This is a genomic window from Pseudomonas sp. EA_65y_Pfl1_P113, assembly GCF_963970525.1.
Classification (GTDB): domain Bacteria; phylum Pseudomonadota; class Gammaproteobacteria; order Pseudomonadales; family Pseudomonadaceae; genus Aquipseudomonas; species Aquipseudomonas tritici.
On the sequence record NZ_CAXAQM010000004.1, the window covers coordinates 103,304 to 116,520 of the forward strand.

Genomic DNA, 13,217 nt, shown 5'->3' on the forward strand with positions numbered 1-13,217 from the left:
GCGCAATGCGGGCCTTTTTTATTCGCTTGAGCATATTGCTGCCTGTGATGGCCTCTTCGCGAGCAAGTCGAATCGTCGCACCGCCGCTCCCACAGGGGAACGCATTCCAAATGCGGGCTTGCTCGCGAAAGGGTCAACTCGGTCTCAAGCCGTAGCCACAGCAGCCGGCACCTGCACCGCCACCAACCCCTCTTTCATCCGCTTGGCATCCCGCACAAAACAGCGCGACGCCTGAAACAAAAACAACATGGTCAAGAACAGCGCCACCGGAATCAGGTACATGGCGTCATGCAAACCCACCGCTTTATAGGCCTCCGTCATCTGTTCCGCCCCCGCCGCATACATCGCAGAATGGGCAAAATGATCGGAAAGCCCACCCACGACGATCGGCCCCATCCCCCCACCCAGCAAGTACAACCCGGCAAAAAACAGCGCCATCGCCGTGGCCCGCAGGCGCGGTTCCACCACGTCCTGAATCGCCGTGTACACGCAGGTGTAGAAGTTATAGGCAAACAACCAGCCCACACTGAACAACGCCACAAATACGCCAATCTCGATGCGCCCGGCGTACAACGCCCAGGCGGTGGTCACGGTGGAGATGATCAGGCTGAACGCGGCGAACAACAGCCGGCCATTGGCAACGCGTTGATGGATCTTGTCGGCGATCCAGCCGCCGAGGGTCAGGCCCACCAGGCCGGTCAGGCCGACGATCACCCCGGTGGCCACGGCGGCGTCTTGCAGCGGCATCAGGAAGTAACGCTGCAACATCGGCACTAGGAACGAGTTACAGGCGTAGGTGGCAAAGTTAAAGCACAGCCCGGCCAGCACCAGCCACAGGAAGGTGGGCACCGCCAGCACGCGGCGAACCGGGCGATCGATGCGTTCCTGGGAAACCTGCACGGTTTCCGCCGCGCCGCGCTTGGGCTCCTTGATATAGAACATGAACACCGCAAGGATCAGCCCCGGCACTGCCGCGATAAAGAACGGTGCGCGCCAGCTGTCAAACGCCTTGACCATCCAACCGATGGTGAAAAACGCCAGCAATAGCCCCAATGGCAAGCCCAGCATGAAAATGCCCATGGCCCGCGCGCGACGGTGCGCCGGGAACAGGTCGCCAATCAGCGAGTTGGCCGCTGGCGCATAGCTGGCTTCGCCGATGCCGATGCCCATGCGCACCAGCAAAAACGTCCAAAAACTGCCGACCAGGCCGTTGACCGCCGTCAGCCCGCTCCAGGCGAACAGGCCCCACCCCATCAGCTTGCTGCGCGAGCCGGTGTCGGCCATACGCCCCAGGGGCAAGCCGGCGATGGCGTAGACGAGGGTGAAGGCGGTGCCGATGATGCCGAGCTGGAAGTCGCTCAGGTGCCATTCCATACGGATTGGCTCAATGATGATCGCCGGAATGGTGCGGTCGAAAAAGTTGAACAGATTGGCCAGGAACAGCAGGAACAGAATGCGCCAGGCATTCGCCGCTTGGGTCGAGTTCTGCATGGGTCCGTCTCTTTTATTGTTATGAGAGCTGCGATGCCCGCTGCATCCTGCCCGGTACCTGCAACATAGTCAGGCGGGCGGCGGTTGTCTGTAATGATTCGTAAAGCTGATAGGGCATGATTTCACCCGGTGCTGCGGGACTTTGGCTACGAAAATATAAGTCCGCGCCCCCCTTCCCAACCGCCATGGCACGGATAGAATGGCGAGCCTTCCCGTAGTCCCCCCTCTCCTTATCCTATTGATGACGCCCATGTCCGAAGCCAGTCCGTGTCTGAGTTGCGGTGCCTGCTGTTCATACTTTCGTGTGTCTTTCTTCTGGGGAGAGTGCGCCTCATCGGGGGGCACGGTGCCCGACGACCTGGTGGTGCAAATCAACCCAACGCGCGTGGCGATGATCGGTACCGACAAGAAGCCCGTCCGCTGCTGCAGCCTTGAAGGTGAAGTGGGTAAAGGGACGAGTTGCTCGATCTATGAGCAACGCTCAAGCCCCTGCCGCGAGTTTGACGCGTCGTGGAGCCAGGGCCTGCAGAACGTCGATTGCGATGCCGCACGCGCCGCGTTTGGCTTGGCGCCGTTGCAAGCGCCCTTCGAATTGGCGCTGCCCATCAGCGCTTAGCATCAAACGCTATGAGCAGGATGCCAAAATAATTCAGAGCAAAGTGCCATCACCCATGGCAAATTCCCTAAGGCCTCTATACTCGACCTAATAGGTCATCGCCGTAGGCAGTGACGTGACGCTATGACAGGGCATGCTATGGAATGGCTGGGTCTGCATTTTTTCACCGGGCTTCCAGAAAGCGGGCATTTATTACTCAATTGCAGTCATAACCCCTTTTTGGTGCTATTGGCCTACCTCGTCGCTTGCGCGGCAGGCTTCGGCACGCTCGACATGGCTGAGCGCGTAGGTCATGTCGAGGACCCGACCGCGCAGCGCCATTGGCGCTGGCTCGGCGCCAGTTGCCTGGCTGGCGGGATATGGTCCACCCACTTCATCAGCATGCTGGCCTTCCAGGCGCCTATCGCGATTCACTACGACCTGTTGATGACGTTCGCGTCCTTGCTCATCGCGCTGATCGCCTCGTTGATCGCCATGCAGACCCTCAGCCATCCTCGCCTGCGGTTGCACCAGTATGGGCTGGCCTCCCTATGGATGGGCGCCAGCATCGCCTTGATGCATTACGTCGGCATGTCGGCCATGCGTTCCCAGGCCCAGCTGTATTTTGAGACAGAGTTGTTCATAGCCTCGGTGGCCATCGCCATGGGCGCAAGCCTGGCTGCGTTGTTACTGTCGAGCTACCTGCGCACCGGCACCGGCATGTTTCATCAACTGCTCAAATACACCGCCAGCCTGGTATTGGGCGCGGGAATCCTGAGCATGCATTTTACCGGCATGGCCGCGATGCAATTAATAGTGCCCACCGGGGCTGACCTCTCATTGCCTTCGGGTAACAACCCTATCCAGCTGGGCTTGTCGGTGGCGGTCATCACCCTGCTGGTGATTGGCAGCAGCATCAGTGCTGCCCTGGCCGACAAGAAACTGCAGCATAAGGAACGCGACCTGCGCCGGGTTAATGCGTTGCTCAGCGAACTGGATCAGGCGCGCGCTTCATTGCAACAAGTGGCCCATTACGACGCCCTGACCAGCCTGCTCAATCGCCGGGGTTTCAATCAGATCTTTGCAGAGAAGCTTGCCGAAAAAACCGCCTCCCACGGCATGATGGCGGTGATTTTTCTTGATATCGACCACTTCAAACGCATCAACGACAGCCTCGGGCATGACGCAGGTGACCAGTTGCTCACCGTGCTGGCCGCGCATATCAAGGGCTCGGTGCGCAGCCATGCCGACGTGGTTGCGCGGTTCGGCGGCGATGAGTTCTGCATCCTGATCAGCATCCACCACCGCGACGAAGCCCGGCACCTGGCCCAGCGCATCATGCAACAGATGAAAGAACCCATCGAGCTGGCCGGTCGACGCATGGTAATGACCACCAGCATCGGCATCAGCCTGTTCCCCGATGACGGCCTCACCTGCGAGGAGCTGCTGAAAACTGCCGACCTGGCGCTGTATCAGTCCAAGGACACTGGGCGCAATAACCTGAACTTCTTCAGTTCCAACCTGAAAGCTCGCGCCTTTCTCGAGCTGCAATTGGAAGAGGAACTGCGCGGCGCTTTGCGCACCCACAACCAACTGGTGCTGTTCTATCAACCGATCTTTGACATGAAACTGGGCAAAGTTACGCGGCTGGAGGCCCTCGTACGCTGGCAACATCCAAAGCACGGCCTGCTGGCGCCAGATCGGTTTATCGGCATCGCCGAAAACAATGGGCTGATTGCCGAGTTGGACCACTGGGTGTTGCGCCAAGCCTGTCATGACCTAAGAATGCTTTCTGACAGAGGCTATACCGAACTGACGATGTCGGTGAACTGCTCGGCCCTGAACCTCGCCCGTGACGAGCTGGCGGATGAAATCGAAGATGCGCTGCGCTTCAGCGGCGTCGCCGCCACCCGCCTGGAGCTGGAAGTCACCGAAAATGCGCTGATGGGCAATATCAGCAGCACCCTGACGCTGCTGCGGCAAATTCGCGCGCTGGGCGTGTCACTGGCCATCGACGACTTTGGCACCGGCTACTCGTCCCTCGCCTACCTCAAGCGCCTGCCGCTCAATACCTTGAAGATCGACCGCTCGTTTATCCAGGATATTCCCAAGTCCACCACGGATATCGAGATCGTTCAGGCAATTATCGGCATGGCCCACACCCTGCACTTGCAGGTAATCACTGAAGGCGTCGAAACCCAGGCGCAATTCGAGCTGCTGCTCAAGCATGACTGCGATTTCGTCCAGGGTTACCTGCTGAGCCCAGCAGTGGCGGCCAGTGACATCATTGGTGTGATCCAGAGCATCAACATGCGTAACCCGATCTACCCGCGCAGCGTGGTGGACACCAAAGACAACAGCTCGCCGAAAGAAACGTCCTCAAGCCGCGGCGGCTCAAAGTCCATCGTCAGGCCAATTCGCTGACGCCCAACATTTGGCATTTCGCCATCATTCGCCTAAAGAACGCCGACAAACGGCCGATTCATCAGAGTCCGGCCAGGTTTTCCCTGGAGAAACCAGGGTTATCCCCCTTCGCCCAAGACAAGGACGCACTGCAAAGTCGCGAACACCCATTCCGTGATGGCCCTTTGATTTGTTTCAGCCATCCGTCCAGGCACATGGCGCAAAATGACCTCTAAAAATAGCTCTGCCACCGTGGTATCCGACGTGTTGCTCCCAGCTCCTGCGGACAAACCCTCAGGTTCAAAGTCATTGAGCACCGCCCGGCCGCTGGCCACCCAGCAATACCTGTACTTCACCGAAACCAATACCGACCGCATCCTCGACAACCTCGATGGCCTGCGTGACATGGTGTTCCCGCGCCCGCCCCACCAGGAAGGCGACAGCGATCCGCGCAATGAGCAGGAATTCCCCTCGGTGTGCCTGATCGGCCTGGGCCGCTGCGGTTCGAACATTGCGCTGGACGTGGCGGAGTTGGTGTACAACGCGCGCAAGTTCTATTTGAACGAGTTCAGCAACGAAGACAAGTCGCAGGACAAGGGCTACAGCCCGGCCCAGTGGATCCGCAACAACCTGCGCCTGGGCAGCGGCAAGGCGAGCAAACCGGTGTTCCTGGTGGAACCACTGGTGATGCTCGGCGACCTGGACAAGGACATCGCAGGGCGCATCCGCTTCTCGCGCAAGGGCGAAAAAAGCGGCTTCCTGCGCGACTACAGCAAGATGAAAATCATGGACCTCTCGGAAGTCCATGCCGGTGGCGCCGGTAACGCGCCGATCCTCGGCCAGTACCTGGCCAAGATCATCCTCAATAAAGACACCCAGCGTTTTTCCAGCCCCGACTGGAAGATGATCCACTCGTACCTGATCGACTCCTGCGGCATCAAGGCCAACCAGTCGCGCCTGTACTTCTCGATCTTCAGCGCCGGCGGCGGCACCGGCTCGGGCATGGCCTCGGAATTCGGTCTGGCCCAGCAACACTCGTACATGAACAAGACATTCGACACCAAGCCCGCCGACGAGCACGACAGCAAAAGCGGCCACGCGTTTGTGTTCGAGCCGATCTTCACCAGCGGCATCTGCGTGCTGCCGAATATCTCCGACCACCGCAGCGAAATGTCCGAGGCGCTGCACATCAACGCCGGGCGACTGCTGTGCAAATACCTGTCGGAAGAATGGGACTTCTCTTACAACTTCGACAACGAAGACAGCAGCGAAGCCAGTGTGAAGGGCCGCATCCGGCCGTGGAACGCGATGATGCTGATCTCCAACGACATCATGCGCTACGCCGAAGAGAGCGATGACGGCAATATTCAGAACATTGACGTCAATGCCATGGAAAAACACGCCAACCAGTACATTTCCCAGCAGATCTTCAACATCCTCACGGCCCAGGCCGTCACCACCGACTACGACCAGAACTACTTCCGCCGCGCCGGCATCGACATCGGCGAAACCATTCGCCTGGATGCCAACGACCTGTTCATGAGCCTGGCCGGCCCGGTGGCGATTGCCTACGCCGAGTCCGTGGTTCCGGAAACGCCGGCACCGTCGAATGACAAATTCAAGGTATTCGAGAAAGAGCCACAGCGCCTGAACATCGACGACCTGTTCTTCCGTTCCATCGACCTGCCGCACTTCAACAAGGTCACCCAGGCCATCGAAGGCATCAGCCTGTTGCCGATCGAATCCAAACGCTACAAGGCCTCCCTGGAGCAGTACAAGAACTCCGGCTACGACGCGGCAGCGCTGCATGACCTGCACTTCTTCAAGAACTGCTCGTCAGTGGTCTCGATCGTGTCCCTGCCCAAGGACTACAAGCTGTCCTACATGGACCTGAACCGGCTCAAGACTCACCTCAACAGCCTGTTCCCCAACACCACGCTTAAGCGCTACGCCTTGGTGATCGGTGCCTCAGCCAACTTGTCGCTGACCACCCTGATCGCGAAAAGCCCGTGCCTGTCGGATGACTTCCTGACGCTGATCGTGGCGTTTATCAAACGCTGCTTTGCGCGCAACCCGTACCGTTTCGATGACACCCTGGACAACTCGATCCTGGACTTCATCATCCACGAGGACTTCGACGAAGACCGTATCGACGAGCTACTCAACGAGTTCGAGAACCCGGCGAAGATCCTCGACACCAACTGGTACGCGATCAAGCCGATGTATGAGAAGAAGTACCGCGAGTTGATCAACGACAAAGACAAGTTTGTGTCGATCAATGACATCCGCCTGTCGCGGGACTGCGTGAAGAAGGCCATCAAGTACTTGCGTGAGATTTATCGTCACCGGATCGGGAAGACCAAGGTTATTTCGCTGAATAACCACACCGGTAAGACCGGCTGAGGCATTGCGACGGCGCCGCTGGGCGCCGTCGCTGTCTGACTAGGCTCTTCGTTGTTGCAGGTAATCGACGATCGCTTGTTCGTCTGCAGCCTTGGCAGGTCGTGGCAGTTGCTTCGGCCAACCGGTGTCGTGCGTCCCGAAAAACTTCTTCTGCTCAGCCTCATCCCAACCGCGAATTTCACGCGAAGCCGACTCCCACCAGCCCTGCCGGCACACCTCGTAATACGGATGCTCAGGTGCCGCGCTGCCGTAGAGTAAGTCGCGACCGACCCTTTTCAAATGTTTGCGGTGATTGCGCAGCTTCCATTTAATCAGCAGCCGCTGCCAGGCTGATGGCACGGGCTTGACCTGTGGCACGTCCAGGCAACGCGCGACCAGTTCAGGCCCGAAGGTCTCGCCATGAAGGCTGAAAAAGTGCGCTTGCATGGCATGGAAGAAGCGCTTTTCGGCGTAGTAGTGATAGACCAGCTTCTTGGACTCACGCACCGTCTTGCCACGCATCGCAAAGGAAATCGCGACTTGCTCGATGGTGTGGATGTCGAAGGATCCCTGGGTCCACTCGTCGATCCAGCGTATCGCGGCTTCGAGCAGCGGCGCATCGGTGTCACATACACCGCACAGGCCACTGTTGTAAAGCTTGAAGCTGTTGCTGGCAGACACACCATGGGCATGCAGGTGCTTGCCCAGCTTGAGGTAGTCCGGGCGCTTGCAGACGTAGCTCCAGTCGTATTCAAACTCGTCCATCACATACTGGCCAGGCTCGATGAGTTCGAACACACGGTGAGGCGACTTCAGGAACAGCGTATCGGTATCGACGAACAAGGTTTTGTCCGCCAACGTCAACCCTTGGGCGATCGCACACGCCTTGCGTCGATGGAGGTAGCCGTTGTGGCCCTGCCATTGGCTCAGGGTCTGCTCGTCCAACTCGAGGGTCTCCACCGGCCAGCCGGTGAAGTCCTGCGGCCGATCAGTCATGACCCGGATGCACAGCGGCTCGCCAGGCTTGAGCTGCGCCAGGGCAGTAAGAATGCTGAACTTGGCCTCTCGCCGGTAAACCTCTTGTTTACCGTAGATAAGGTATAGCAACTGGTGCGAAGGTTTCGCTGAAGGGGGCAGCGCTGACGGCATGACTAGCTCCGAATAACAAGCGGCGAACTCTACCGGATTTCACCCTTTTCTACCCTGCGATCTCACCGCTACCGGGTACTTGTTCACACCGAGAAACAATTCTGCAGCCGTTTCGGCCTTTGGAAAACTGTTCCCATGACGTGCGCGTCATCCTGGGCTGTGACCTTTCTTCACGGCAAGATGCCATCACGACGCCAGCGGTTACCCCGCTACACACTTTTAAACGGGCAAAACGCGCACCGTTTTAGTGCTCACCTCCTAGGCGCTGCCCTTTCCTGGATCAGGATCCAAGGCGAAACCACCACCGCCCACAAGCCTGGATCACGCTCCACCAGGTCCAGCGCCCGCGTCGCAGACACTTCGCCAAGGCTCCCGGCAGCCAGCCAGGCAGCGACTTTGTCGCGGTTATCTTCGGCCATGCCTTCGGCGGCCTCGATCAAATCCAGGCCGGCATCGACCCACAATAGGGCACCCTTGGCAAAGAACGGTTCAAGCTCCTTCCAGGATATTTCGGCGGTTTCGCCGAGCAGCTTGGCATAGAGGGTGCTAGGTTCTTGCGTCATGGGACTTCACCTGAAGAAAAAATCGGCGCAATCATAACGTCACGCATCAGGTAGAAAAACCCAGTTGCAAATGAGTTACCGATTGAAAGTGTCAGGAAAGCCAAGGATTGCCCGGAACTCTGGCATCACCCCGCCGCAATTCTGTCTTTTTCTTTCATTTATGCGACACGCCCGGGTTTTGCCCCCAGCAGCCAGCTTTTCAAGCGATCAACCGGCGCTCTACACTGTACCGGTACAGTTGCCAGGGCACTGCCGGGGGGATATCCGAGATATCTGATCCGGTTCTGCAGCTCACCAAGGCCGCTAGAACTATAAAAAATACAACAGTAAGAGTGGAGCACTATGAATAAGGCTACTAAGCAGATTTCCAAACTGTTTGCCGCTATGGTCCTGGCTGGGGTTGCCGGCCATTCGTTCGCAGCCGATACCATCAAGATCGGTATTGCGGGCCCTAAAACCGGCCCAGTGACGCAATACGGCGACATGCAATTCATGGGTGCCAAGCAAGCCATCGCCGACATCAACGCCAAAGGCGGCGTCGATGGCAAAATGCTCGAAGCCAAGGAATACGACGACGCTTGCGATCCTAAACAAGCCGTTGCCGTAGCCAACAAAGTGGTCAACGACGGCGTCAAGTTCGTGGTCGGCCACCTCTGCTCCAGCTCCACTCAGCCCGCCTCCGACATCTATGAAGACGAAGGCGTGATCATGATTACCCCGGCGGCTACCAGCCCGGAAATCACTGCCCGTGGCTACAAGCTGATCTTCCGCACTATCGGCCTGGACAGCGCTCAGGGGCCTGCGGCTGGCAACTACATTGCCGACCACGTGAAGCCGAAAGTCGTTGCTGTGATTCACGACAAACAGCAATACGGTGAAGGCATCGCTACCGCCGTTAAACAGACTCTCGAGAAAAAAGGCGTCAAGGTTGCCCTCTTTGAAGGCATCAACGCTGGCGACAAAGACTTCGGTTCCCTCATCCAGAAGCTCAAGCAAGCCAACGTCGACTTCGTCTACTACGGCGGTTACCACCCTGAGCTGGGCCTGATCCTTCGCCAAGCCAAGGAAAAAGGCGTAAACGCCAAGTTCATGGGCCCTGAAGGTGTCGGTAACGACTCCATCTCGCAAATCGCCCAGGGCGCTTCCGAAGGCCTGCTGGTCACCCTGCCGAAGTCTTTCGACACCGATCCGGCCAACAAGGCAATCGTTGAAGAGTTCGCCAAGAACAAGCAGGACCCAACCGGTCCGTTCGTGTTCCCGGCCTACTCGGCTGTTGAAGTCATCGCCGGCGGTATCGCTGCCGCGAAGTCTGAAGACACCGCCAAAGTGGCTGCAGCCATCCACGCAGGCACGTTCAAGACCCCTACCGGCGAGCTGACGTTTGACGCCAAGGGCGACCTGAAGGACTTCAAATTCGTGGTCTACGAATGGCACTTCGGTAAACCAAAAACCGAAGTTTCCCCTCAGTAAGCCAGGCGTTACTGGTCCAACAAGCCCACTGTGAGAGCAGTGGGCTTTGTTTTACGAGGTTTATGGGCCTGTCACTCGCGATCCGGGGGCTGGCTCACCTGAAAATCTTAAAACCGTCACCAGCGGTTCGCTGGCAAACGCTTTGTGCAACCTGCTCACAGAACAGGGCACGGGCCGGAAATGACTCCACCAGTGAAATGCGTATCGGGTTTTTAGGAGCGCTGTAATGCCTGAGATCTATCATTTTTTCCAAACGCTGGTTAACGGCATGACCGTTGGCAGCACCTATGCCTTGATAGCCATTGGCTACACAATGGTTTACGGCATCATTGGAATGATTAACTTCGCCCATGGCGAGGTCTACATGATTGGTTCCTACGTGGCCTTCATCGCCCTTGCCGGGCTGGCCATGCTGGGTATCCACTCCCTGCCGCTGTTGATGACCGCCGCGTTCCTGGCGTCGATCGTCGTGACCAGTGCCTATGGCTACAGTATCGAGCGCGTTGCCTACCGTCCCTTGCGTGGCAGCAACCGTTTGATCCCGCTGATTTCTGCTATCGGCATGTCGATTTTCCTGCAGAACACCGTATTGCTGTCCCAGGACTCCAAGGACAAGTCCATTCCCAACCTGATCCCGGGGAGCTTCTCCTTCGGCCCAGGCGGCGCACAAGAAGTGCTGATTTCGTACATGCAGGTCCTGGTCTTCGTCGTTACCCTAGTGGCCATGCTGGGCCTGACCCTGTTCATCTCCCGTTCCCGTCTGGGGCGCGCCTGCCGGGCCTGTGCCGAAGACATCAAGATGGCCAACCTGTTGGGCATCAACACCAACAACATCATCGCCCTGACCTTCGTGATCGGCGCCGCATTGGCGGCCGTCGCGGCCGTGCTGCTGAGCATGCAGTACGGCGTGATCAACCCCAACGCCGGTTTCCTGGTAGGTCTCAAAGCCTTTACCGCAGCGGTATTGGGCGGCATCGGCAGCATTCCGGGCGCCATGCTCGGTGGCCTGGTGCTGGGTGTGGCCGAAGCCTTTGGTGCCGATATCTTCGGCGACCAGTACAAGGACGTCGTAGCGTTCAGCCTGTTGGTTCTGGTCCTGTTGTTCCGTCCGACCGGCATCCTGGGCCGTCCGGAGGTTGAGAAAGTATGAGCAAATATCTTAAATCGGCGTTTTTCAGCGCCTTGCTGGTATGGGCAGTGGCCTTCCCGGTACTCGGCCTCAAGCTGAGCATTGTCGGCATCAACCTGGAAGTGCATGGTACCGGTCCCGTGACCCTCACCATCATCGCCCTGTGTTCGGTACTGTTGTTCCTGCGCGTGCTGTTCACCCAGCAGGTCAGCGCCTTGCTCAAGGGCAACCGTGGTCCGTTGGTGTCGCCTAAGGTCAGTCAATTCCTGACCCTTCCACGCACCCAGCGCTACATCATCATCGGCCTGATCGTGGCCGCGTTGATCTGGCCGTTCTTTGGCTCGCGCGGCGCGGTCGACATCGCCACCCTGATCCTGATCTACGTGTTGCTGGGCCTTGGCCTGAACATCGTGGTGGGCCTGGCCGGCCTGCTCGACCTGGGTTATGTGGGCTTTTACGCAGTGGGTGCCTACACCTACGCGCTGCTCTCGCACTACCTGGGTTGGGGCTTCTGGATCTGCCTGCCGTTGGCGGGCATGGCGGCGGCGACGTTCGGCTTCCTGCTGGGCTTCCCGGTGCTGCGTTTGCGCGGTGACTACCTGGCGATCGTGACCCTGGGCTTCGGTGAAATCATCCGTCTGTTCCTGCGTAACCTCACCGATATTACCGGCGGCCCCAACGGCATCAGCAGCATCCCCAAGCCCACCTTCTTCGGGCTGTCGTTCGACCGCACCGCAGCAGAGGGCATGCAGACCTTCCACGAATACTTCGGGATCGACTACAACCCGGTGAGCAAAGTGGTGTTCCTGTACCTGGTGGCGCTGTTGCTGGCACTGGCCGCACTGTTCGTGATCAACCGCCTGCTGCGCATGCCGATCGGCCGCGCGTGGGAAGCACTGCGCGAAGATGAAATTGCCTGCCGTGCACTGGGCATGAACCCGACAATCATCAAGCTTTCGGCCTTCACCCTCGGGGCAACATTCGCCGGTTTCGCCGGCAGCTTCTTCGCCGCTCGCCAAGGTCTGGTGACGCCGGAGTCGTTCACCTTTATCGAGTCGGCGATCATCCTCGCCATCGTGGTACTGGGTGGCATGGGCTCGCAACTGGGCGTGATCCTGGCGGCGATCGTGATGATCCTGCTGCCGGAAATGATGCGTGAGTTCAGCGAATACCGCATGTTGATGTTCGGCGCCATGATGGTGCTGATGATGATCTGGCGTCCTCAAGGCCTGCTGCCCATGCAACGTCCACACATGGAGCTGCGCAAATGAGCCGCGAGATCCTGAAAGTCGAAAATCTGAGCATGCGCTTCGGCGGCTTGCTGGCGGTCAACGGCGTGGCCCTGACCGTGAAAGAGAAACAGGTTGTGGCGCTGATTGGCCCGAACGGCGCCGGCAAGACCACGGTGTTCAACTGCCTCACCGGTTTCTACAAGCCGAGTGGTGGCAGCATCCTGCTGGATGGCCAGCCGATCCAGGGTTTGGCCGGTCACGAGATCGCCCGCAAGGGCGTGGTGCGGACCTTCCAGAACGTGCGGTTGTTCAAGGACATGACGGCGGTCGAAAACCTGCTGATTGCCCAGCACCGTCACCTGAACACCAACTTCTTCGCAGGCTTGTTCAAGACCCCGGCGTTCCGCAAAAGCGAGAGCGAGGCCATGGAATACGCGGAGTACTGGCTGGACAAGGTCAACCTCACCGAGTTTGCCAACCGCCCTGCCGGCACCTTGGCTTATGGCCAGCAACGTCGCCTGGAAATCGCCCGCTGCATGATGACCCGCCCGCGGATCCTGATGCTCGACGAACCGGCCGCGGGTCTGAACCCCAAGGAAACCGAAGACCTCAAGGCGCTGATCAGCGTGTTGCGTGAAGAAAACAACGCCACCGTGCTGTTGATCGAACACGACATGAAACTGGTCATGAGCATTTCCGACCACATCGTGGTGATCAACCAGGGCACGCCGTTGGCCAACGGCACGCCGGAGCAGATCCGCGACAATCCTGAAGTGATCAAAGCCTATTTGGGGGAAGCGTAA

The 13,217-nt window shown here is 58.5% G+C and carries 10 protein-coding genes; 7 read left to right on the top strand and 3 right to left on the bottom strand.

What is annotated here, in order from left to right:
- Window positions 1-144: 144 nt before the first annotated feature.
- A complete protein-coding gene (locus AACY52_RS05960; protein ID WP_339455705.1) occupies window positions 145-1,491 on the bottom strand; it encodes an MFS transporter in 1,347 nt (448 codons plus the stop codon).
- Window positions 1,492-1,741: 250 nt separating this feature from the next.
- On the opposite strand from AACY52_RS05960, the gene AACY52_RS05965 reads away from it, so the two are divergent.
- From AACY52_RS05965 to AACY52_RS05975, 3 genes are all read left to right on the top strand, one after another.
- Window positions 1,742-2,107: a YkgJ family cysteine cluster protein gene (locus AACY52_RS05965; protein WP_339437993.1), complete on the top strand. Its 366-nt coding sequence runs from the start codon at window positions 1,742-1,744 to the stop codon at window positions 2,105-2,107.
- 138 nt (window positions 2,108-2,245) lie between these two features.
- Window positions 2,246-4,510 carry a bifunctional diguanylate cyclase/phosphodiesterase gene (locus tag AACY52_RS05970; RefSeq protein ID WP_339455707.1) on the top strand — a complete coding sequence of 755 codons (2,265 nt, stop codon included), beginning with the start codon at window positions 2,246-2,248 and terminating at the stop codon, window positions 4,508-4,510.
- Between the two features lie 204 nt (window positions 4,511-4,714).
- Complete coding sequence (locus AACY52_RS05975) at window positions 4,715-6,892, top strand: hypothetical protein (RefSeq protein ID WP_339437991.1); 2,178 nt, start codon at window positions 4,715-4,717, stop codon at window positions 6,890-6,892.
- A gap of 39 nt (window positions 6,893-6,931) precedes the next feature.
- On the opposite strand, the gene AACY52_RS05980 is transcribed toward AACY52_RS05975, so the two are convergent.
- Window positions 6,932-8,020: a hypothetical protein gene (locus AACY52_RS05980; RefSeq protein ID WP_339415019.1), complete on the bottom strand. Its 1,089-nt coding sequence runs from the start codon at window positions 8,018-8,020 to the stop codon at window positions 6,932-6,934.
- 251 nt (window positions 8,021-8,271) lie between these two features.
- Window positions 8,272-8,583: a DUF2288 domain-containing protein gene (locus tag AACY52_RS05985; RefSeq protein ID WP_339435913.1), complete on the bottom strand. Its 312-nt coding sequence runs from the start codon at window positions 8,581-8,583 to the stop codon at window positions 8,272-8,274.
- A 342-nt stretch (window positions 8,584-8,925) separates the two neighbouring features.
- Between AACY52_RS05985 and AACY52_RS05990 the strand changes: the two genes are divergently transcribed.
- The 4 genes from AACY52_RS05990 to livG all read left to right on the top strand — a co-directional run bounded on the left by AACY52_RS05990 (window position 8,926) and on the right by livG (window position 13,217).
- On the top strand, window positions 8,926-10,053 hold the full coding sequence (locus AACY52_RS05990) for a branched-chain amino acid ABC transporter substrate-binding protein (RefSeq protein WP_339415021.1): 1,128 nt from the start codon (window positions 8,926-8,928) through the stop codon (window positions 10,051-10,053).
- A 226-nt stretch (window positions 10,054-10,279) separates the two neighbouring features.
- Window positions 10,280-11,203, top strand: coding sequence for a high-affinity branched-chain amino acid ABC transporter permease LivH (gene livH / locus AACY52_RS05995; protein ID WP_339415022.1), 924 nt, complete (start codon window positions 10,280-10,282; stop codon window positions 11,201-11,203).
- Window positions 11,200-12,453 carry a high-affinity branched-chain amino acid ABC transporter permease LivM gene (locus AACY52_RS06000; RefSeq protein WP_339415023.1) on the top strand — a complete coding sequence of 418 codons (1,254 nt, stop codon included), beginning with the start codon at window positions 11,200-11,202 and terminating at the stop codon, window positions 12,451-12,453. The genes livH and AACY52_RS06000 overlap by 4 nt, the downstream gene beginning before the upstream one ends.
- The gene (livG, locus tag AACY52_RS06005; protein ID WP_339415024.1) at window positions 12,450-13,217 is read left to right on the top strand and encodes a high-affinity branched-chain amino acid ABC transporter ATP-binding protein LivG; all 768 of its coding nucleotides are present in this window, start codon (window positions 12,450-12,452) and stop codon (window positions 13,215-13,217) included. Before AACY52_RS06000 ends, livG begins: the two co-directional genes overlap by 4 nt.